Source organism: Pulveribacter sp., assembly GCF_032079985.1.
Taxonomy (GTDB): domain Bacteria; phylum Pseudomonadota; class Gammaproteobacteria; order Burkholderiales; family Burkholderiaceae_C; genus Melaminivora.
Map to the genome: position 1 here is coordinate 1 of NZ_DAMATK010000010.1, position 19,917 is coordinate 19,917.

Below are 19,917 nucleotides of genomic sequence, written 5' to 3' on the forward strand. Positions count from 1 at the left end.
GAGAGACGCCATTCCCAACGGCTCAAAAGTGTCTAGGGAATCCGGGGCGATTCAGGGCGCGGTACGTCGCTACGCGACTACCAGCGCCTCAAAGCCGCGCTGGATCGTCTGCAATCCACGACCGTGGCCACGTCGATCCGCGAGACGAGCGGGCGACGACTGCACCGCTTCTCGTGGATCAACGAGTGGAAGGAACTGGCGGATGCCAAGGGCACGCCGCTGGGTCTCGAATTGATCCTGCCGGACTGGTTCTATGCGGGCGTGCTCGATGCCGCTCTGGTGCTGACCATCGACCCGGCGTATTTCCGGCTGACTGGCGGCATCGAGCGGTGGCTGTATCGGCTGGTGCGCAAGCATGGCGGGCGACAGCCGGGCGGCTGGCAATTCGACTTCCAGCATCTGTACCGCAAATCGGGCAGCGTGGCGCGGTACTACGACTTCGCCGCCGACCTGCGGGCGCTGGTAGCGCGGCAAGCCTTGCCTGGCTACCAGTTGGGCATCGAGTACGTCTCGGGTATTTCCTCGCCGCTGCTGACGTTCCGACCCGTGCCGTCCACGGCACGGGGATAACTGTTGCGCAGCCTGTGGACGGACTCGTGCTATCAGGCAACAGAGGTATCGTGCTATCAGGCAACGAATCCTCGTGCTATCAGGCAACAAAATCGGCCGCAAAGCCAATGCTGGCGCGGGTTTCGGCCTCTCCTAACTTCCCTAACTTAAATTCTCTAACTTTTAGTAGAAGCGCCGCGCCTCGGTGGACAACCACCACGCGGCCCGAAAAGCAGCAGCAACAGCCAGGCTTTCCGACACGGAGGGCCAGGCCATGATCGTTGCCATGCTCAACCAGAAAGGCGGCGTGGGCAAGACCACGCTCGCCACCCACATCGCGGGCGAGTTGGCGATGCGCGGGCAGTCGGTCATCCTGCTGGATGCCGACCCGCAGGGCTCCGCGCTGGATTGGACACAGCGCCGCAGCCAGCAAGGTTTGCCGAGGCTGTTCAGCGCCGTGGGCCTTGCACGCGAAACGCTGCACCAGGAGGCGCCAGAACTCGCCAGGCGGGCCGATCACGTCGTCATCGACGGGCCGCCGCGCATTGCCGCCTTGGCGCGCTCCGCACTGCTGGCGGCCGAGCGCGTGCTGATCCCAGTGCAGCCCAGCCCTTACGACTTGTGGGCCAGTGCCGAGATGGTGGCACTGATTCGCGAGGCGCAGGTCTTCCGGTCTGCGCTGCGCGCGGCCTTCGTCATCAATCGGCGAGTCAGTGCCACTGTGATTGGGCGCGAAGCACGCGGCGCGCTGGCCGAGCAGCCGCTTCCTGCGCTGCGCTCGGAAGTGCATCAACGCATCGTGTTCGCCGACAGCGTGGCAGCTGGCCGGCTTGCACGCGAGACGGCACCCGACAGCGCCGCCGCGCGCGAAATCACCGCGCTGGTGGACGAACTACTGCGGTGGCCGTCATGAGCAGTTCTGCCAGCAAACGCACGAGCAAGCGCGTCGGCATCGGCGCACGCCCGCCCGCGAATCCACACGCCGAGGCGTGGATTCGCCAGGGCAGCGCCGACGACCTTCAGAAGGGCGACCTCTACACGGCTCGCCTGACCCTCGACATCACGCCCGCCATGCGCTCGCGCATCAAGGTGTCGGCCTTCACGCAGGGCGTGACGGTGGCCGACCTGCTGCGCGCGCTGCTGGAGCGTGAATTCCCGGAGAGCAAACCATGACTGCATCCGCTTTGCCTGCCATCCCACCTGTTGCCATCGCGGCCACGGCTGCACCGTCGCAGCCACTCCCAGCGCACGCGGCGCGGCCTCCCTCAACGCCGCTGACGCGCGTTTCGCTGGCCTTCCTGGAGCACCGTTTCAAGCTCTACCTGCGCTTCGGCGAACCGGCGCGCACGCTGCGGCTTGACCGCTGGCGCAGCGTGGCTGTGTTCACGCCGAGCGCCGTGTTCTGCCGCATTCGCTGGCAGGCCAACGACTACGGCACGATCCGCTGGCAACTCATGGTGATGCAGGCGTGTACGCCGATGGATGACGCTCAGCGCATCCCCGGTGTGCGACCGGGCGCGCGCCTGCTGCTGCACGCCGAGGGCGAGCAATCGGTGCGCGCCGTGCTGGCACGCATCGACGCCATCGAGGCGCAGGGCATCACGCCTGATGGCGCCTCGCCCGCGTACTGGCGCACGCTGGGCAACCGGCTCGCGGCGCGCTTGCCGCTGCCCGAATACAGCGCCGAGCGGCACGCCGCCTGGCTGACCGGGAGAGCGTTGTCATGACCGCTGTTTCCATTGCCGGCACCGCGCCGTGTCCTCGCCCGCACACCCGTTCAGGGCTGCGTGCTCGCCTCGTGCTGGCGGGGCTGTCCGCCTGCGGCCTCGGTGCGCTGGCCTGGGCGTCCTTCGTGCGTCCGCTGCCGCGTCTGACGTACAACCCGTCCGACAGTGTGGCGGTGGGCTGGTATCGCGTCGATCCGCTCGACCATCGCGCCAGCTCGCCGCCACGTCCGCTGTCCGTGGGCAGCATCGTGCTGGTTCCGCTGCCCACCGAGGCTGCCGCGCTCGCTGCGCAGCGCGGCTACCTACCGACGCGCATCCCGCTGCTCAAGCGCGTGGGCGCGATCGCACCGCAGGAGGTGTGCATTGCTAACGGCAGCGTCCGCATCGACGGCGTGCCTTCGGCCGCCGTGCTGCACGCTGATCGCTGGGGCCGGCCGCTGCCATCCTGGCAGCAGTGCCGCCGCCTTCGGCCTGGCGAGCTGTTCCTGCTGAGTAGCACCAACCCGGCGTCGTTCGACAGCCGGTATTTCGGGCCGGTCAGCGTAGTTGCCGTGATCGGCGTTGCGCGTCCGATCTGGCTGGAGTCACGCCCATGATGGCCGCCGATTCACTGCACGTTGCCGTGCATTTCATCGTGCTATCGGGCGTGTCGTTCCGGCTGCTGTCGCCGCGTCGTCGCGCGTGCAGTGCGGGTGCCAATCCTGCGCATTGGGCACCGCACTTCGCGCTGCCTCCGGCGCAGCCTTCCTACGTGCAGGCGTCTTGCCTCTAACGCGGCGGGCCTGCGGCCATCGCCGTGTTCGCAGGGGTGCAGGGGGAGGCAAATGCGGAAGGCAAGACAAAAGGGTGCGGCACCTGTCGGCCCGCAAAGCCAGTCTGCACGTGGGGGTGGCGCGGCACGGCGCGGCTTCGCCGCCGTGCCGCTTGGGGCGCGAAGCCCGCGCCAATGCAGGCATGTCCGCGTGCTTCGCACGACCGGACACGCCAGAGCTTGCAGGGAGCGCAGCCATGACCGACCGCCGCGACGATGATTTCCGCATCCGCCCCAGTGCCCCGAAGAACCGGGGCCAGGGCTTCGTCTCCAAGGTGCTCAAGCAGGCAGGCAAGGCCAGCAGCGGCAAGTCGGCGGTGCGCCGTCCTGGCGCCAGCGGCAACGGGCAGCACGCCGGCCAGCGGCCCGGCTCGCGCCTGGGGCGCGGCCACACGGCGGCGCGCTTCGCGGGGGCGAAGCTCACGCCCATGTCGCGGCGCGTGACCATCAAGACGCTGCTGGTCAATCAGCAGCGGGCCAGCCCGCAGTCGCTCGCCAAGCACCTGCGCTACATCGAGCGCGACGGTGTGGGCCGCGATGGCGAACCAGGCCAAGCCTACGGGCCGCAGACCGATGCCGCCGACCTCGACGCCTTCAAGGAACGCTGCGCCGATGACCGGCACCATTTCCGCTTCATCCTCTCGCCGGAGGATGGCGCGGAGCTGGAAGACCTGCGTACCTATACCCGGCACCTCATGGGCCGCATGGAAGCCGACCTGGGCACGCGGCTGGAATGGGTGGCCGTCGATCACTGGAACACCGACAACCCGCACACTCACTTGATCGTGCGCGGGTGCGACGACACCGGCAAAGACCTCATCATCGCGGGCGACTACATCGCCGATGGCTTCCGCCATCGCGCCGCCGAACTGGCGACCGAATGGCTGGGGCCACGCACCGAGCTGGAGATCCAGCAGACCTTGCAGCGCGAGGTGGAGCAAGAACGGTGGACAAGCCTCGACCGCACGCTGCAACGTGAGGCCGGCGAGGACGGCCGGGTACAGATCGAACAGTTCAACGAACCGCGGCTGCAACGCCAGCGCCTGCTGCTGGTCGGCCGCCTGCAACGCTTGCAGCGCCTGGGCCTGGCCGACGAGATGCAGCCGGGCACCTGGGCCGTCCATGCCGACGCCGAAAAGACCCTGCGCGCCCTGGGTGAGCGTGGCGACATCATCCGCACCATGCGGCGGGCCATGCGCGGCGAGCCGCGCGAGCTGGCGGTGTTCGAGCCGGGAGACGATGGCCGAACCATCCTCGGCCGCGTGGCCGCGAAGGGGCTGGCCGACGAGCTGCGCGACCGGGGCTATCTGGTCATCGACGGCGTGGACGGCAAGGCCCATTACGTCGCGCTCAATGCCCGCGACGAACTGGCGAACTATCCGGCCGGCGCGGTGGTGGGGGTGAAGGGATCGGCCGATGTGCGCGCGGCCGACAAGAACATCGCCGCGCTGGCGAGCGATGGCCTGTACCGCACCGACCATCACCTTGCGATCGCCCAGGGTCAGGCCGTACCGGGCCGTGATCCGCAAGAGGTGGTAGCCACCCACGTCCGCCGACTGGAAGCCTTGCGCCGGGCAGGCATCGTGGAACGTGTGGCCGAGGGGCTATGGAAGGTGCCGGACGACCTGCCCGAGCGTGGCCGCCAGTACGACGCGCAGCGCCTGGGCGGCGTGGCGGTAGAACTGAAATCGCACTTGCCCATCGAGCGGCAGGCCCGCGTGATCGGGGCCACCTGGCTCGACCAGCAGTTGATCGGCGGCGGCTCGGGGCTGGGTGACCTGGGTTTTGGCAGCGAGACCAAACAGGCGATGCAGCAGCGCGCCGACTTCCTGGCCGAACAGGGACTGGCCGAGCGGCGCGGGCAGCGCGTGATCCTGGCGCGCAACCTGCTGGGCACGCTGCGCAATCGAGAACTGGCGCAGGTCGCCAAGGACATCGCTGCGGAAACTGGCTTGGAACACCGCCCGACGGCGGACGGGCAGCGCGTGGCTGGCATCTACCGCCGGAGCGTGATGCTCGCCAGCGGACGGTACGCGATGCTGGACGACGGCATGGGGTTCAGCTTGGTGCCGTGGAAGCCAGTGATCGAGCAGCGACTGGGGCAGCAGCTTGCGGCGACGGTGCGTGGCGGAGCGGCCTCATGGGAAATCGGGCGTCGGCTTGGAGTTTCTTTGAGCTAGTCACTTGAGGCTATGCGCCCCATGAACATGACCCCTGCGCGTTGCTGGCTCGTGCACCTGGCGCGATGCTGAGGACAGTTCGGTCAAGATGCCGCACTGACTGGCCTGCTGGGATTCCCGGCAGCTTTCCCGCAAGGTCTTGAGTTGTCGTTCCAGCGCTTTCAATTCCTTGATGCGAGTAGCCACATGGTCTATGTGCTCGTCGAGCAGGTCATTCACCTGGGCGCAGTTCTCGTGCGGAGCATCCTTGAAGCGCAATAGAACCCGGATTTCATCCAGTGTCATGTCCAAACCCCGGCAGTGCCGGATGAAGGACAGTCGGTCAACGTGTTCTTCTGCGTACATGCGGTAGTTGCCATCTGTACGGGCCGTTTCTGGTAGCAAGCCTTCACGCTCGTAGTACCGGATCGTCTCTACCTGGGTATGTGCGGCCTTAGCCAGTTCGCCGATTTTCATAGCTTCATCTTGAGCGGTCGCGGGTTTTTCTCCAAGGCTCATTGTAGGCGCTTGACTCTGTAGTGGGTACAGGGTTTCCAATTTGCCTGAAAAGGAGAATTTCATGAACTCTGCCCGCCAACGCCAACACGCTGACCCTGCCTGCTGCGGGAGTGGCTGTGCAACAGTGCCTGCGGTGCCCGAGCCAACAGCGTCTGATGGAACGACTATCGAGCCGCAACGCTTTCGCATAGCGAACATGGACTGTGCCTCGGAGGAGTCGGAAATCCGCCGGGCGCTGGAAGGCATGGCGGGGATTCGCAGCCTGCGATTCAACCTGGGGGATCGAGAGCTTGCCATTGCCGCCGATGACCACGCGCTGCCCCAGGCCCTGGAAGCGATCCGCAAAGCGGGTTTCAAGCCAGAACCCCTCGGCGCGAAGAATGTCCAGCGCTTCCGCATTGCGAATATGGACTGTGCCTCGGAGGAGTCGGAAATCCGCCGGGCGTTGGACGGCATGGCGGGAATTCGTAGCCTGCAATTCAATCTGGGCGAACGCGAGTTGGCCATTGCCGCCGATGATCCTGTCTTGCAGCAGGCGCTGGACGCAATCCGCAAGGCAGGCTTCAAGCCGGAACCTCTTGGCGACACAGGCTCGTCGGCTGCTGCGGTTGCCTCGCCAACGGGCTTCTGGACGAGATGGGGCAAATCGCTGGGCGCCCTTGGGTTGGCTGTGGCGGCCGAGGGCTTGGCATTCGCCTTTCCAGACAGCGTACCTGTCAAGGCGCTGGGAATGGCGCTGGCCGCGGCGGCCATCGCGCTGTCGGGTTTCTCGGTTTACGGCAAAGGGCTGGCTGCACTGCGGCAGGGCCGCTTGAACATCAATGCCCTGATGACCGTGGCCGTGACCGGCGCTTTCCTGATCGGCCAGTGGCCCGAAGCGGCGATGGTGATGGCCCTGTATGCGATTGCGGAAGCCATTGAGGCCCGCGCCGTGGATCGGGCGCGCGGCGCCATCAAGAGCCTGCTGGCGCTCGCGCCGGAGCAAGCTGAAGTGCATCAAGGTGATGGCAATTGGGTGCGCATCGGCGTCAAGGAAGTCACTGTGGACGCGACCGTGCGCATTCGCCCCGGCGAGCGCGTTCCGTTGGATGGCATCGTGACCTTGGGCCAGAGCGCCATTGATCAGTCCCCCGTGACCGGCGAAAGCTTGCCGGTGGACAAGAGCCCTGGCGATGAAGTCTTCGCCGGCACCATCAATCAAGCTGCGGCGCTGGAAATCCGAGTCACGGCCCCCGCCTCCGACAGCACGCTGGCGCGCATCATCCATGCCGTCGAGCAGGCCCAGTCTTCCCGTGCGCCCACTCAGCGATTCGTGGATCGCTTTGCGGCCATCTATACGCCTGCGGTGTTCGTCCTGGCCGTTGCTGTTGCGGTGTTGGCGCCGTGGCTCATGGGATTGACCTGGATGCAGGCCGCCTACAAGGCCCTGGTGCTTCTGGTCATCGCCTGCCCCTGCGCCTTGGTGATTTCCACGCCCGTCACCGTAGTTAGCGGTTTGGCCGCCGGGGCGCGGCGAGGCATCCTGATCAAAGGCGGCGTGTACCTGGAAGAGGCGCGCAAGATCAAGGCCGTGGCGCTGGACAAGACCGGCACCATCACCGAAGGCAAGCCCAAGCTGGTGGCTTTCGAGCCCGTGGACGCGAGACTCGGCCAGCAAGCCCTGGAGGGGCTGGAGAAACTGGCCAGAAGCCTCGCGGCGCGGTCGGATCACCCGGTGTCCAAGGCCATCGCGGACGGCGTGTCGTCCGCCGCGCAAGAAGTAGACGAGTTTCAGGCTGTTGCCGGGCGCGGCGTGGAGGGGGTGATCGACGGCCATACCTACGTGCTGGCCAACCACCGCTGGATTGAAGAGCGCGGGCAGTGTTCTGCCGAACTCGAAGCCCGCCTCGCGGTGCATGAGCAATCTGGCCGCACCGTCACATTGTTGGCGAGTAGCGAACGGGTCATCGCCATCTGTGCGGTGGCCGACACCATCAAACCCTCATCCGCGCAGGCCGTAGCCGACCTGAAGGTGCTGGGCGTGACGCCGGTGATGCTGACGGGGGACAACCTGGCGACGGCGCAGACCGTCGGCACCCAGGCGGGCATCGCCGAGGTGCGCGGCAACCTGCTGCCCGAAGACAAGTTGCAGGCCATCGGCGAGCTTCAGCAGCGCCTGGGCGTCACGGCGATGACTGGCGACGGCATCAACGACGCCCCCGCGCTGGCGAAGGCTGACATCGGCTTCGCTATGGGCGGCGCGGGCACCCACACCGCGATGGAGGCCGCCGACGTGGTGGTCATGAATGACGACCTGCGCCGCCTGCCCGAAACTATCCGGCTGTCCAGGCGCACCCACGCCGTGCTATGGCAGAACATCGCGCTCGCGCTGGGCATCAAGCTGGTGTTTCTGCTGCTGGCGATCTTCGACGACGCCTCCATGTGGATGGCCGTGTTCGCCGACATGGGGGCGAGCTTGCTGGTGGTCTTTAACGGGCTGAGGTTGCTCAGGCAGCGGGCGGGTCGATAAACCAAATGTGGAGTTTGAAAATGGGAATTTTTGATCGAATTTTTAGCAGACACGGCGGAGGCCATGGCAGTTCCCACGGGTATGGCAATAGCCACGGCAGCTCCAGCGGTCATGATTGGGGGCGCAATCCAGCGCCTTCGGCCAGCGGCATCACCTGCCCGCAATGCAAAGCGATCAATCCGCAAGGCGCTCGCTTTTGCGGCCAGTGTGGGACATCGCTGGTGCCAGCATCGTGCACGAAGTGCAGTAGCGTCATTCAGATCGGCGCGAAATTCTGCGCTCAGTGCGGCAACCCGGTAACTTGAGTCATGGTGATCTCGGCTTGGATCTACACCTTGATCCCGGCAGCGGCCGCCATCATCGGAGCTACGGTCGCGGTGAACGTGCGGCCGGGGCCGACACTGGTCAGCGCGATTCAGCATTTCGCCGCTGGCGTCGTGTTCGCGGCGGCGGCCGGCGAAATCTTGCCCGACATCATGCACCGGGCCTCGCCTTGGGCGACGATGATCGGCGGCGGAATCGGCGTCGCCACCATGCTGCTGGTGAAGCATCTGGAAGCGTTGGCGAAGGGGCCAGCCGGCCTCCTGACTGTGATCGGCATTGACATCCTGATTGATGGCTTGGTGCTGGGTATCGGGTTTGCGGCTGGCCCAAAGGTCGGCTTGCTTCTGACCATTGCCCTGACCATCGAGGTTCTGTTCCTGGGATTGACGGTGGCGACGGAACTCGGCGAGAGCGTCCGTTCCCGTGCCAAGGTCATTTCGATCACGTCCGCGCTCGTACTCCTGCTGCCGATCGGAGCCTTGCTCGGAGCGCCGGTGGCGCTGCTGCCCAGCCCTCTTCTAACCGGCTTCTTCGCGTTTGGTCTGGTTGCATTGCTCTACCTCGTGACCGAAGAGCTGTTGGTCGAAGCGCACGAAACGCCAGATCGTCCCTGGGTGACGGCGATGTTCTTTGTCGGCTTTCTGGCGCTTCTCCTGCTGGAAGAAGTAATTGGCTAGTGGGGCCAGCCTGTTGGTGGTGCTCGACCCGTTGAACTATTGTGTGTTCGGAGTAGGCACCGCGAGCCCGATAGACGTGACGCCGTCGCTCGAATCGACCATAGTCCGCCCTCCGTGCATGCGGGCGATGGCGGCCACGATGGCCAAGCCCAGCCCATGATTGCGGGCGGCATCCGACCGTGCTGCATCTGCCCTGTAGAAGCGATTGAACAGATAGGGTAAATGCTCGGCTGAGATCGTCTGCCCCTCGTTCACCACCCGCAGGGCGATCTCGCCGTCCAGCCGGTCGATCTGCACGAATACGGTGCTGTGCGGATGCGCGTGCCGGGTTGCGTTGCCGATCAGGTTGGATAGCGCGCGCTGCAACAGGCGCACGTCGGCCAAGCCGGTGGCATCGCCGTCGATACGAACCTTCAGCCCGGCCTCTTCAATGGCCGCCTCGTGTAATTCCACCACCGTGCGCGCAACCCCAGCCAGACTGGCGACATGCTCGCGGCGGGCTTCAGCTCCTCGGTCGGCTTGCGACAAGAAGAGCATGTCCTGCACGATCATCGACATGCGCTGGAGATCTTCGAGGTGCGAGCCCAACACATCCCGCAGCGTATCGGCATCGCGTGCCTTGCGCAAAGCGACCTCGGTGCCCCCCATCAGCGTCGCCAACGGCGTGAACAGTTCATGCGCAACGTCGGCATTAAAGGCTTCCAGTTGCTCGTAGGCTTTGTGCAGGCGCTTCAGCAATTCGTTGACGTGGGCCACCAGCGGAGCCAGTTCGTCAGGTTGAGCGGAGCCATCCAGAAGCCGGTGCAGAGTATCGGCCTCCAGTGCCTGGATCTGAGCCGAGAGGTCACGCACGGGACGCAGCCCGATCTGCACTAGCGCAAATCCGCCAGCAGCAATCACTACTGCGCCCGCGAGGGCGGCGGCGATCAGCGTGCGGGCCAGACGTTCCAGCACACGATCGTCCTCGCTGACATCAAGACTCAGCACCGCCTGGATAGGGGTGGTGCCGGTCGTGGCCTCGAATCGCATGCTTATGGTGCGGTGATGCACTGGAATGCCGGCGCTGGCATAGATGACGCTGCCGTCGGCACGGGTCAGGATCAATTTCATGTCCTGTCGGCCGACCATGCCATCGTCGAGCTTGTGTGCGAGCGTGCCGCCTCCCAACTCTGCTGCCTCGGCAATGAGATGGTTTACTTGGGCCTGTTGTTGCCGCAGCGCGTCCCTCTGCCGCTCCTTGAAGCTCAGTGCGGTGACGGTGTAAATGCCCAGGCAGGTCAAGGCCAGACCGACCAGTGTGAGAAGTGCGAGCCAGCGTGCGAGCCGCCGTCCCAGCGATCCGGCACGCCTGGGTCTCACGGCTGACGATCTTCGAGTACGTAGCCCATGCCACGGACGGTGTGCAGCAGCGGGTGCTCGAAGGGCAGGTCGAGCTTGCTCCGAAGGCGACGCACAGCGACGTCGATCACGTTGGTGCCGTGATCGAAGTTCACGTCCCATACTTGTTCCGCGATTTCGGTACGTGACAGAACCTCGCCCTTGCGGCGCAAGAGCAGCGTCAGCAGTTGGAATTCCTTTGCGGACAGATCGATGCGCTGGCCGGCCCGAGTAGCGCGCCGCCTCACCAGGTCCATTTGCAAGTCCCCCAGGCACAGTACCAGCGCATCAGGCGCGGGCGCAGTACCAGCGGTGCGGCGCAGCAGCACCTCGATGCGTGCCACCAGTTCGGAAAAGGCGAACGGCTTAACGAGGTAGTCGTCCGCTCCTGCCTTCAGCCCGCGTACGCGATCCTCGATGCGATGGCGGGCAGTCAACATGATCACCGGCGTCTGCTTGCTCTGCCGCAGTGCAGCCAGCAAGCCGAAGCCATCGATGCCCGGCAGCATGGTGTCGAGAACGATCAGGTCGTGGTGGCCGTCAGAGGCCATGTGGAGGCCATCGATGCCGTTGGCAGCCACATCGATCACATAGCCTTCTTCAGAGAGTCCCTTGCGAAGATAGTCCGCGAGCTTGGCTTCGTCTTCCACGATCAGCAGCTTCATGCGCAGCGTTCCTGCTGCGGTCTCTCGCAACATGTCCAAATTGTCATCTGCACGTTTTACTCCCGTTCGGTGCCGGTTCTTACATTGTGCTCATGCCTTCGGGCATATCGATTTTCTGCAAATCACACTGGAAAGGACCATGTAATGAAACTGACCCATCTTGTCGCCATGAAAGCCATTATCCTGGCCACGGCACTGCCCATGGCGTCCTAGGCCGATTCGCTCTGGCACCCCGCGTCCAATGAGAAGGGCTTCACGTATCACCCCGATCATTTCAAGAGTCCCAAGACCCGTGCCCAGGTACTGGCCGAGGTCGAGGCAGCCCGCAAGGACGGCACGCTCATGCTGATGCAACGTGGACTGCCGGTGCCCATCAAGAGTTCCGCAGCACCGAAGACGCGCCAACAGGTTGTCGATGAGATGCGCAGCGAATCACCAGAAGCGCGGCGTGCGCGGCTCGAAATGTATTCCGGCGGTTGACACTGCTGCCAATGCCCTGCGCTGCCGTGCCCCTCGTGTCGCTTCGTTGCGTCAAGCGACCACAGCTATTCGAATATAGAAGCGGTCCTTATTTCATTCTGGATGAACCCGCGAGGAGGCACGCTACGCGGAGAGGACTCTGAAACAAACCCAAGCAGCGAGGAATGGCGGATTGAAGCCTGTAGCTGCTACACTGTTACCCCTATGTGCAAATGGCTGGCCATCGTCTTGCTGGTGTTCTTGCCGCTCCAATTCAGTGGGGCGGCTGTGGCCAGTTATTGCCAGCATGAAACCGGGGCTGCGGCCAAGCACTTCGGCCACCATGCGCACCAGCACAAGGCGGCCGACGGCAAGGACGCCAGCCCTGATTCGGCCAAGACCCTGGGCGGCGATCCTGATTGCGCGTCCTGTCATGCCGGGTACTTCTCGGTCTTGTCAAGGGATGTCAAGCTGGCGTCGCCGGTCAGCCCGTCCCTGGATACGGGGTACCGCCCGGAACACCTCGCTGCGCCTCCACCCGAACGTTTAGAGCGCCCTCAGTGGCGTGTCCTCGCCTGATCGGCGGGGAGCGCGTTCCTCTCCCTTCGTCCTCACCCCTGCCGTCGCGCATGGCGCGCTACGGTATCCAGCCGGCTTCGCGCGGCTGATGTGATGACGTTGCTGGCGATCATCTGGATCGCCCCCGCCGATTCCCTTGTGTATTTCAAATCACTGGAGAATCGGATGCTGAAGGATATTCACAATTACAACGCGAGGGCGGTTGCGGCAGGCTTGCTCCTTGCGCTCATGACGGGGACGGCTTTCGCTCAGTTATTGCCGACGGCATCAGCTCTTGGGCAGAGCGCCAACGGCGTAGAGCAGATTGAAGCAGCAGCGCCCCTGACCCTGCAAAAGGCCGTCGCGCTGGCTTTGGAGGCGAATCTTGACCTGACCGTCGCCCAACGGGAAATCGAGGCCGTGGAGGGCCAGGTAATTCAGGGACGAGTACGTCCCAATCCCGAGCTGGCGTACTCGCTCGAAGACCAACGCACGCCAACCCGCACGCAAAGCGTCCAGATCAATCTGCCTATAGAACTGGGGGGCAAGCGCGCTGCCCGCATTGCCGCGGCAGAGCGAGGGCGTGACGTCGCAGTTGAAGAACTGAACACGCGGCGCGTCGAAATTCGCGCCGCTGTGGTTGCCGCCTTCTTTGAGGCGCTGGCCGCCCAGGATCGCACGGCCTTGGCCCAGGACAGCGTTGACCTGGCTAAGCAAGCGACGGATGCCGTTGCCAAGCGCGTGACTGCGGGCAAAGTGTCCCCGGTCGAAGAAACCAAGGCTCGGGTGGCCGAAGCCGGCGTGCGGGTCGAACTGGCGCAAGCGCAGAGCGAACAGCGCAGTGCCCGCGCGCGGCTGGCCAGTTTGCTTGGGGCCAACCCGCCGCGTTTCACCCAGGTAGCGGGCAGTGTGGACGATCTTCCCAACCTCCCTTCGCTGGATGACATCCAGCAGCGCCTGTCGGCCTCTTCGGCACTGCGCCGGGCGCAGTTGGAGATCGAACGCCGCCGGTCGCTGGCCGACGTGGAGCGCAGCAAGCAGACGCCCGATGTCACGGTCAGCTTGGGCGTGAAGCGTCCGAACGAGTTAGCGCGCAATCAGTTGATGCTCGGAATTTCCGTGCCGCTGCCTTTGTTCGACCGCAATCAGGGCAATCTGCAGGAAGCGTTGAAGCGTGAAGACAAGGCGAGGGATGAACTCCAGGCGTTGAATCTGCGCCTCAGCACAGAGGTGTTGCAAGCCCGCGAGCGGCTGGCGTCGGTTCGCGGCGAGATTGACATATTGCAGCGAGAGGTGCTGCCAGGGGCCAAGAGCGCCTATGACGCGGCCACCGTGGGCTTTGGTTACGGCAAGTTCAACTATCTGGAAGTGCTGGACGCGCAACGCACCTACTTTGCCGCCAAGTCCCAATACCTCAAGGCGCTCGCCGATGCGCACCGCGCGGCGGCGGACATGGATCGCGTGATCGGCGCGTCCGAATCCACGACCACCCTGCCTGCAAACAAGGAATGAACATGAAACCTGAAACGAACAAACTGAACGTCGGCAAGAAGCAGTGGTTCGCCATCGCCGTGATCGCCGCAGTGGGCATAGGACTGGGCAGCGCCATTCTCGGCGGCAAGACGGATAAGAGCGCTGAGGGCGAGGGCCACGGCAGCCACGTGGAAGCCAAGGCCCACAGTGATGGTGAGAATCATGGCAAGACGGGCGCAGACTCCCACGAGGACGACAAAGGCCATGCGGACGGCGAGCACCACGAGGGGTCAAGCAAGGGGCCGCATGGCGGCAAGCTGTTCAAAGAAGGGGACTTCGGATTGGAAGCCTTACTCGCTGAGGACGGCGGCGAACCACGCCTGCGAATCTGGCTCTACGAAAAGGAAAAGGCGCTAGCCAGCAGCGCCGCCAAGGTCAGCGCTACCGTTACACGCCTGACTGGGGAGAAGCAGGTGCTCAACTTCACGCCCGACAAGGACAGCCTGTTGAGTCGAGAGATTGTCCCGGAACCTCATGCGTTCGAGATCAGCATCGTGGCTCAGACAGCCAACGCGCTTTTCACGTTCAGCTTCAGCCAGGAGGAAGGAAAAGTCGAACTCAGCGATGCGCAAATCAAGGCTGCATCCATCGGCATTGACACCGCAGGGGCTGCAAGCATCAAGTCTGCCCTGCAATTGCCGGGTGAGATTAGGCTGAATGAAGACCGCACCTCGCACGTTGTTCCGCGCATTGCGGGTGTTGTCGAAAGTGTGCAGGCCAGTTTGGGGCAAACGGTCAAGAAGGGACAGGTGCTTGCCGTTATCGCCAGCCCTGCCGCATCCGAACAGCGCAGCGAGTTGCAGACGGCACAAAAGCGGCTGGCCTTGGCCCAGACAACTTTTGAACGCGAGAAGCGGCTGTGGGAACAGAAGATTTCCGCCGAGCAGGACTACCTGCAAGCCGGCCAGGCGCTGAACGAGGCGCGGGTCGCCATGGCCAACGCGCAGCAGAAGCTGTCGGCCGTGGGCTTGGCCCCAGGTTCCTCGGGCGGGCTGAACCGCTTCGAGTTGCGTGCGCCCTTCGATGGCGTGGTGATTGAAAAGCACCTCAGCCTGGGCGAGGCCGTCAAGGAAGACGCCGCCGTGTTCACGGTGTCCGAACTGGGCCAGGTCTGGGCAGAGATCAACGTGCCCGCCAAGGATTTGCCGCTGGTCAGAGTGGGTGAAAAGGTCAGCATCAAAGCCACGGCATTTGATGCCAGCGCACAAGGGATCATCACTTTCGTGGGTGCACTGATCGGCGAACAAACCCGCATGGCCAAGGCTCGTGTGGTCTTGGCCAATCCCCAGGGCGCGTGGCGTCCCGGTCTGTTCGTCAATGTGGAAGTGATCGCGTCCGAAACCGCCGTGCCAGTCAGCGTGGCTAGCGACGCTATTCAGAGCCTGGGGGACAAGCCGGTCGTTTTCGTCAAGGTGAAGGACGGCTTTGTGGCCCAGCCTGTGCAGTTGGGTCGCAGCGATGGCAAGCGGGTCGAGGTACTGCAAGGTCTTCAAGCAGGGGCGGCATATGCGGCCGCAGGCAGTTTCGTCGTCAAGTCTGAACTCGGCAAAGCCTCTGCCGAGCACACCCATTGATACCGGAGCTACGCCCATGTTTGAAAAACTTATTCGCGCGGCCATCGAGCACCGATGGCTAGTGCTGTTAGCCGCCATTGGCATGGCCGCCGTCGGCGTGTTCAGCTACCAGAAATTGCCCATCGACGCCGTGCCGGACATCACCAACGTCCAAGTGCAGATCAATACCCAGGCGCCGGGCTATTCACCGTTGGAGACCGAGCAACGGGTGACTTATCCCATTGAAACCGTGATGGCGGGTCTGCCCAACTTGGAGCAAACCCGCTCTCTGTCGCGCTATGGCCTCTCGCAAGTGACCGTGATCTTCAAGGACGGCACCGACATCTACTTTGCGCGCCAGTTGGTCAATGAACGCATCCAGGAGGCACGGGATAAGTTGCCGGTCGGCATCACACCTGCGCTGGGGCCAATCTCCACCGGCCTGGGGGAGATTTACCTGTGGACAGTCGAGGCGAAGGACGGCGCGAAGAAGCCCGACGGCATGCCCTACACGGCGACAGACCTGCGCGAGATTCAGGATTGGATCATCAAGCCGCAGTTGCGCAACGTGCCCGGTGTGACTGAAATCAACTCGATTGGCGGTTATGCCAAGGAATATCAGATCGCACCTATACCTGCTCGCCTGGCTTCACTCGGCGTCACCCTGCAAGACATCGTGACGGCGCTGGATCGCAACAACGGCAACGTGGGTGCGGGCTATATCGAGAAGCGCGGCGAACAGTACCTGATCCGTGCACCAGGACAAGTCAAGACCCTGGAGGACATTGGCAACGTTATCCTCAGCAGCGCGGGCGGCGTGCCGATCCGGGTGCGTGACGTGGCGGACGTGGGGCTGGGGCGCGAACTGCGTACCGGCGCGGCCACGGACAACGGACGCGAAGTGGTGCTGGGCACTGTGTTCATGCTCATCGGCCAGAACAGCCGTACGGTTTCGCAGGCCGTGGACAAGAAGATGGTGGAGATCAACCGCAGCTTGCCCGAGGGCGTGCATGCAGTGACGGTCTACGACCGCACCGTGCTGGTGGACAAGGCCATCGCCACGGTGAAGAAAAATCTGCTGGAAGGCGCGATCCTGGTGATCGTGATCCTGTTCCTGTTCCTGGGCAACATCCGCGCGGCCATCATCACGGCGACGGTGATTCCCTTGTCGATGCTGTTCACCTTCACTGGCATGGTGCATTACAAGGTGAGCGCCAACCTGATGAGCCTCGGGGCGCTGGACTTCGGCATCATCATCGACGGAGCGGTGGTGATCGTCGAGAACTGCGTGCGCCGCCTGGCCCATGCGCAGGCGCACTACGGCAGGCCCTTGACACGGGCGGAACGCTTTCATGAGGTGTTCCTGGCATCCAAGGAATCGCGCCGCGCGCTGCTGTTCGGACAGCTCATCATCATGGTGGTGTACTTGCCAATCTTCGCCCTGACGGGCGTGGAAGGGAAGATGTTCCACCCGATGGCGTTCACGGTGGTGGCTGCGCTCGTGGGGGCCATGATCCTGTCGGTGACTTTCATTCCGGCAGCGGTCGCCCTGTTCATCGGCCATCGGGTCAGCGAGACGGAGAACTTCCTGGTCGTGCAGGCCAAGCGCTGGTATGGCCCGCTGCTGGATCGCGTGATGGCGGCCAAAGCGGTGGTGCTGGCGGCAGCCGCCGTGGCAGTGGTGCTGTGCGGCCTGATCGCCACCCGCATGGGCAGCGAGTTCGTGCCCAGCCTGAACGAAGGCGACTTCGCCATCCAGGCCCTGCGCATTCCCGGCACCAGCCTGTCGCAATCTGTCGCGATGCAGCAGCGCCTGGAAGCGACGCTGAAGGCTAAGTTCCCTGAGATCGACCGCGTTTTCGCGCGCACCGGCACGGCGGAAATCGCGTCCGACCCCATGCCGCCGAACATTTCCGACGGCTACATCATGCTCAAGCCCGTGTCTGAGTGGCCGGAGCCGCGCAAGTCGCGCGACGAATTGCTGGCGGCCATTCAGGAGGTCGTGGGCAAGGTGCCGGGCAACAACTACGAGTTCTCGCAGCCGATCCAGTTGCGCTTCAACGAACTCATCTCAGGGGTTCGTAGCGATGTGGCGGTGAAGATTTTTGGCGACGACATGGATGTCCTGAATAAGACAGGTGAAGAAATCTCGTCCATGTTGCAGAAGATTCCCGGCGCGTCCGAGGTCAAGGTGGAGCAGACCACCGGCTTGCCCATGCTGACCGTGAATATCGACCGCCAAAAAGCTTCGCGCTATGGGCTGAACGTGGCTGACATCCAAGATACCGTGGCCACCGCCATCGGCGGGCGTGAGGCTGGCACGCTGTTCGAGGGTGACCGCCGCTTCGACATCCTGGTTCGCCTGCCAGAGTCCTTGCGCAACGACTTGGAAAGCATGAAGCGCCTGCCGATTCCGCTACCGCGCGGAACGGGTGGCACCGGTAGCGCCGAAGGACAGACGAACTTCATCCAACTGGCCGAGGTGGCGAGCTTCGAACTGGCACCTGGCCCCAACCAGGTCAGCCGCGAAAACGGCAAGCGCCGCATCGTGGTGAGCGCCAACGTGCGCGGCCGTGATGTGGGCTCGTTCGTGGCTGACGCCGAGGCGGCGCTGGCACAGGTCAAGATTCCCGCGGGCTACTGGACGAGTTGGGGCGGCACTTTCGAGAACCTGCAATCAGCCACGCAGCGTTTGCAGATCGTCGTGCCGGTGTCGCTGCTGCTGGTCTTCCTGCTGTTGTTCGCCATGTTCGGCAACGTCAAAGATGGCTTGCTGGTCTTCACTGGCATTCCGTTCGCGCTGACCGGTGGCATCTTGGCGCTGTGGCTGCGCGACATTCCTCTGTCGATTTCCGCTGCCGTGGGCTTCATTGCGCTTTCAGGCGTTGCCGTACTCAACGGTCTGGTGATGCTCTCCTACATCCGCAGCCTGCGAGAGGCTGGAACGCCGCTGGATGAAGCCATCCGCGAGGGCGCGCTGACACGCTTGCGGCCGGTGCTGATGACGGCCTTGGTGGCATCACTGGGCTTCATTCCGATGGCTATTGCCACGGGAACAGGCGCGGAAGTGCAGCGCCCCCTGGCTACCGTGGTGATCGGAGGCATCTTGTCTTCCACCGTGCTGACGCTGCTGGTTCTACCGATTCTGTATCGGCTGGCCCATCGCCCGGACGAGCAGGAAGAGGATGTCACGGCAGAGCCAGTACATGAGGGCGTAACCGCTTGAAAGGAACAACGATGAACGCCGTTACGGCACCCCGACAGACTCCTTCAAGCTTTACAGGGACATCGACTCATGGAATTGCGTCACCTCCGGTATTTTCTGGCCGTTGCCGAGGAACTTCACTTCGCCCGCGCTGCGGAGCGGCTGCATATCGAACAGTCACCACTGTCGCGCGCCATCAGGGAATTGGAAGAAGAATTGGGCGCACAACTGTTCGTGCGTACCAGCCGCAGCACACGCCTGACGCTTGCGGGCAAGCTGCTGATGGAGAACGCGCCTCGCGTGCTGCTGGCGCTGGACCAGGCGCGTGAGAGCGTGAAGGCGGCGGCCAATGGCTTTCACGGCCGGTTGCGCGTGGCGCTGTCCGACGGCATCACCCCCTCGCGCCTGCCGGCGCTGCTGGCGCGCTGCCGCGAGGAAGACCCGGAGATCGAGATCCGCCTGTTCGAGGTTCCGCTGGCCCAGCAGCTTAGCGGCCTGCGTGACGATCTATACGACGCGGGCTTCTCGATGGCCGACGAGGTGGGCGACGGCATCATCATCGAACCCGCCTGGGAGGATGAGCTGATGGTGGCCATGCCCGCGCGCCATGAACTACTGGCCCACAGGCGGGTACCGCTGGATGAAGTGCTGCAACATCCCCTGGTGCTGGGCGACCCGGCAGTTTGCGAAGGCCATGCCAAGCAGATCGACCGGATCCTGCGCAAGCAGGACCGGGAGCCCTTGATCGAACAGTACGTCGCCACGTTCGACGTGATGATGACTTTCGTATCGGCCGGCCTGGCACTGGGGCTCGCAGGCGCTGCGCACATCGCTTCCAGCCGCGAGCCGGGTGTGGTGGGCCGACCGCTCGCGGGAAAGTCGCCTATGCTTACTACCTATCTGCTGCGCCGCGACGCCGAGCCGTCGCAGGCGCTGGCCCGCTTCATCGAGCGGGTCGAATCCCTGGGGCCGGGAGACGCTTAGCCGTTGGCCCCGCTTCACTTCGGAGGATTCAAGCCATGAACCTATCCGAGATCATCGCTATGTCGTCGCTAGCAGTTCTGCTGGTCGCCTGCGGCAAGTCTGAGCCGTCCAAGCCCGCCGCCGTGCCCAGCGTGGAGGAACTGGCTGCTGACCCCGTACGTTTGCGAGAACTGCGCCAGCAGTGCAAGACGGATCGTCCGACGATGGGCGACGTGCTGTGCAACCGAGTGGCCGAGGCGACGAACCGGCGTTTCCTGGGTGACGGCAAGGTGCCTTATACGCCGCCGAAGGAACCGCCGAAGTTCTGA

19 protein-coding genes and 1 pseudogene are annotated in these 19,917 nt (G+C 64.0%); 17 read left to right on the forward strand and 3 right to left on the reverse strand.

The genetic code is table 11. From position 1 onward, the window contains the following. Positions 1 to 54: 54 nt before the first annotated feature. The 7 genes and pseudogenes from RT282_RS16190 to RT282_RS16220 form a co-directional block, all read left to right on the forward strand. Positions 55 to 570 (forward strand): annotated as a pseudogene (locus RT282_RS16190) (replication initiator protein A); the annotation flags it as partial. Between the two features lie 253 nt (positions 571 to 823). After that, positions 824 to 1,462, forward strand: a complete 639-nt coding sequence (gene parA / locus RT282_RS16195) for a ParA family partition ATPase (RefSeq protein ID WP_313315943.1) — start codon at positions 824 to 826, stop codon at positions 1,460 to 1,462. Further along, positions 1,459 to 1,722 (forward strand): chromosome partitioning protein ParB, encoded by a 264-nt coding sequence (locus RT282_RS16200; protein WP_313315945.1) that lies wholly within the window; start codon positions 1,459 to 1,461, stop codon positions 1,720 to 1,722. The genes parA and RT282_RS16200 overlap by 4 nt, the downstream gene beginning before the upstream one ends. Next, complete coding sequence (locus tag RT282_RS16205) at positions 1,719 to 2,276, forward strand: DUF2840 domain-containing protein (RefSeq protein WP_313315947.1); 558 nt, start codon at positions 1,719 to 1,721, stop codon at positions 2,274 to 2,276. Before RT282_RS16200 ends, RT282_RS16205 begins: the two co-directional genes overlap by 4 nt. After that, complete coding sequence (locus tag RT282_RS16210; RefSeq protein WP_313315949.1) at positions 2,273 to 2,872, forward strand: S26 family signal peptidase; 600 nt, start codon at positions 2,273 to 2,275, stop codon at positions 2,870 to 2,872. The genes RT282_RS16205 and RT282_RS16210 overlap by 4 nt, the downstream gene beginning before the upstream one ends. After that, positions 2,869 to 3,048, forward strand: coding sequence for a hypothetical protein (locus RT282_RS16215; protein ID WP_313315951.1), 180 nt, complete (start codon positions 2,869 to 2,871; stop codon positions 3,046 to 3,048). The genes RT282_RS16210 and RT282_RS16215 overlap by 4 nt, the downstream gene beginning before the upstream one ends. 236 nt (positions 3,049 to 3,284) lie before the next feature. Then, positions 3,285 to 5,267, forward strand: a complete 1,983-nt coding sequence (locus tag RT282_RS16220; protein WP_038215338.1) for a relaxase/mobilization nuclease domain-containing protein — start codon at positions 3,285 to 3,287, stop codon at positions 5,265 to 5,267. Here RT282_RS16220 and cadR read toward each other — a convergent pair whose 3' ends face one another. Further along, positions 5,268 to 5,723, reverse strand: coding sequence for a Cd(II)/Pb(II)-responsive transcriptional regulator (gene cadR / locus RT282_RS16225; RefSeq protein ID WP_013517151.1), 456 nt, complete (start codon positions 5,721 to 5,723; stop codon positions 5,268 to 5,270). A gap of 103 nt (positions 5,724 to 5,826) precedes the next feature. Here cadR and RT282_RS16230 point away from each other — a divergent pair, with 103 nt between their 5' ends. The 3 genes from RT282_RS16230 to RT282_RS16240 are packed head-to-tail and all read left to right on the forward strand — an operon-like array spanning position 5,827 to position 9,275. Continuing rightward, positions 5,827 to 8,274 (forward strand): heavy metal translocating P-type ATPase, encoded by a 2,448-nt coding sequence (locus RT282_RS16230; protein ID WP_313315955.1) that lies wholly within the window; start codon positions 5,827 to 5,829, stop codon positions 8,272 to 8,274. A 20-nt stretch (positions 8,275 to 8,294) separates the two neighbouring features. Then, the gene (locus tag RT282_RS16235) at positions 8,295 to 8,579 is read left to right on the forward strand and encodes a double zinc ribbon domain-containing protein (RefSeq protein ID WP_313316048.1); all 285 of its coding nucleotides are present in this window, start codon (positions 8,295 to 8,297) and stop codon (positions 8,577 to 8,579) included. A gap of 9 nt (positions 8,580 to 8,588) precedes the next feature. Beyond that, positions 8,589 to 9,275: a transporter gene (locus RT282_RS16240; protein WP_313316053.1), complete on the forward strand. Its 687-nt coding sequence runs from the start codon at positions 8,589 to 8,591 to the stop codon at positions 9,273 to 9,275. 36 nt (positions 9,276 to 9,311) lie between these two features. Here the strand turns inward: RT282_RS16240 and RT282_RS16245 are convergent, their stop codons facing one another. Together RT282_RS16245 and RT282_RS16250 are read right to left on the reverse strand one after the other, a co-directional pair. Continuing rightward, positions 9,312 to 10,634, reverse strand: coding sequence for a heavy metal sensor histidine kinase (locus RT282_RS16245; protein ID WP_313315957.1), 1,323 nt, complete (start codon positions 10,632 to 10,634; stop codon positions 9,312 to 9,314). Continuing rightward, positions 10,631 to 11,317, reverse strand: coding sequence for a heavy metal response regulator transcription factor (locus RT282_RS16250; RefSeq protein ID WP_313315959.1), 687 nt, complete (start codon positions 11,315 to 11,317; stop codon positions 10,631 to 10,633). Before RT282_RS16250 ends, RT282_RS16245 begins: the two co-directional genes overlap by 4 nt. A 342-nt stretch (positions 11,318 to 11,659) precedes the next feature. Between RT282_RS16250 and RT282_RS16260 the strand changes: the two genes are divergently transcribed. The 7 genes from RT282_RS16260 to RT282_RS16290 all read left to right on the forward strand — a co-directional run bounded on the left by RT282_RS16260 (position 11,660) and on the right by RT282_RS16290 (position 19,917). Beyond that, positions 11,660 to 11,797 carry a hypothetical protein gene (locus tag RT282_RS16260; RefSeq protein ID WP_313315961.1) on the forward strand — a complete coding sequence of 46 codons (138 nt, stop codon included), beginning with the start codon at positions 11,660 to 11,662 and terminating at the stop codon, positions 11,795 to 11,797. A 204-nt stretch (positions 11,798 to 12,001) separates the two neighbouring features. Next, positions 12,002 to 12,355, forward strand: coding sequence for a hypothetical protein (locus RT282_RS16265; protein WP_313315963.1), 354 nt, complete (start codon positions 12,002 to 12,004; stop codon positions 12,353 to 12,355). A gap of 165 nt (positions 12,356 to 12,520) precedes the next feature. Further along, complete coding sequence (locus RT282_RS16270) at positions 12,521 to 13,846, forward strand: TolC family protein (RefSeq protein ID WP_409519505.1); 1,326 nt, start codon at positions 12,521 to 12,523, stop codon at positions 13,844 to 13,846. Between the two features lie 2 nt (positions 13,847 to 13,848). Further along, positions 13,849 to 15,441, forward strand: a complete 1,593-nt coding sequence (locus tag RT282_RS16275; protein WP_313315967.1) for an efflux RND transporter periplasmic adaptor subunit — start codon at positions 13,849 to 13,851, stop codon at positions 15,439 to 15,441. 16 nt (positions 15,442 to 15,457) lie between these two features. Beyond that, positions 15,458 to 18,646, forward strand: coding sequence for a CusA/CzcA family heavy metal efflux RND transporter (locus RT282_RS16280; protein ID WP_313315969.1), 3,189 nt, complete (start codon positions 15,458 to 15,460; stop codon positions 18,644 to 18,646). Between the two features lie 69 nt (positions 18,647 to 18,715). Then, the gene (locus tag RT282_RS16285; protein WP_313315971.1) at positions 18,716 to 19,609 is read left to right on the forward strand and encodes a LysR substrate-binding domain-containing protein; all 894 of its coding nucleotides are present in this window, start codon (positions 18,716 to 18,718) and stop codon (positions 19,607 to 19,609) included. A 35-nt stretch (positions 19,610 to 19,644) separates the two neighbouring features. Further along, positions 19,645 to 19,917, forward strand: a complete 273-nt coding sequence (locus tag RT282_RS16290; protein WP_313315972.1) for an EexN family lipoprotein — start codon at positions 19,645 to 19,647, stop codon at positions 19,915 to 19,917.

Bases quoted from the DNA above. Each gene is read 5' to 3' on its own strand.
- parA (WP_313315943.1), top strand. From the start codon at position 824: ATGATCGTTGCCATGCTCAACCAGAAAGGCGGCGTGGGCAAGACCACG.
- RT282_RS16200 (WP_313315945.1), top strand. From the start codon at position 1,459: ATGAGCAGTTCTGCCAGCAAACGCACGAGCAAGCGCGTCGGCATCGGC.
- RT282_RS16205 (WP_313315947.1), top strand. From the start codon at position 1,719: ATGACTGCATCCGCTTTGCCTGCCATCCCACCTGTTGCCATCGCGGCC.
- RT282_RS16210 (WP_313315949.1), top strand. From the start codon at position 2,273: ATGACCGCTGTTTCCATTGCCGGCACCGCGCCGTGTCCTCGCCCGCAC.
- RT282_RS16215 (WP_313315951.1), top strand. From the start codon at position 2,869: ATGATGGCCGCCGATTCACTGCACGTTGCCGTGCATTTCATCGTGCTA.
- RT282_RS16220 (WP_038215338.1), top strand. From the start codon at position 3,285: ATGACCGACCGCCGCGACGATGATTTCCGCATCCGCCCCAGTGCCCCG.
- cadR (WP_013517151.1), bottom strand. From the start codon at position 5,723: ATGAAAATCGGCGAACTGGCTAAGGCCGCACATACCCAGGTAGAGACG.
- RT282_RS16230 (WP_313315955.1), top strand. From the start codon at position 5,827: ATGAACTCTGCCCGCCAACGCCAACACGCTGACCCTGCCTGCTGCGGG.
- RT282_RS16235 (WP_313316048.1), top strand. From the start codon at position 8,295: ATGGGAATTTTTGATCGAATTTTTAGCAGACACGGCGGAGGCCATGGC.
- RT282_RS16250 (WP_313315959.1), bottom strand. From the start codon at position 11,317: ATGAAGCTGCTGATCGTGGAAGACGAAGCCAAGCTCGCGGACTATCTT.
- RT282_RS16260 (WP_313315961.1), top strand. From the start codon at position 11,660: ATGCTGATGCAACGTGGACTGCCGGTGCCCATCAAGAGTTCCGCAGCA.
- RT282_RS16265 (WP_313315963.1), top strand. From the start codon at position 12,002: ATGTGCAAATGGCTGGCCATCGTCTTGCTGGTGTTCTTGCCGCTCCAA.
- RT282_RS16270 (WP_409519505.1), top strand. From the start codon at position 12,521: ATGCTGAAGGATATTCACAATTACAACGCGAGGGCGGTTGCGGCAGGC.
- RT282_RS16275 (WP_313315967.1), top strand. From the start codon at position 13,849: ATGAAACCTGAAACGAACAAACTGAACGTCGGCAAGAAGCAGTGGTTC.
- RT282_RS16280 (WP_313315969.1), top strand. From the start codon at position 15,458: ATGTTTGAAAAACTTATTCGCGCGGCCATCGAGCACCGATGGCTAGTG.
- RT282_RS16285 (WP_313315971.1), top strand. From the start codon at position 18,716: ATGGAATTGCGTCACCTCCGGTATTTTCTGGCCGTTGCCGAGGAACTT.
- RT282_RS16290 (WP_313315972.1), top strand. From the start codon at position 19,645: ATGAACCTATCCGAGATCATCGCTATGTCGTCGCTAGCAGTTCTGCTG.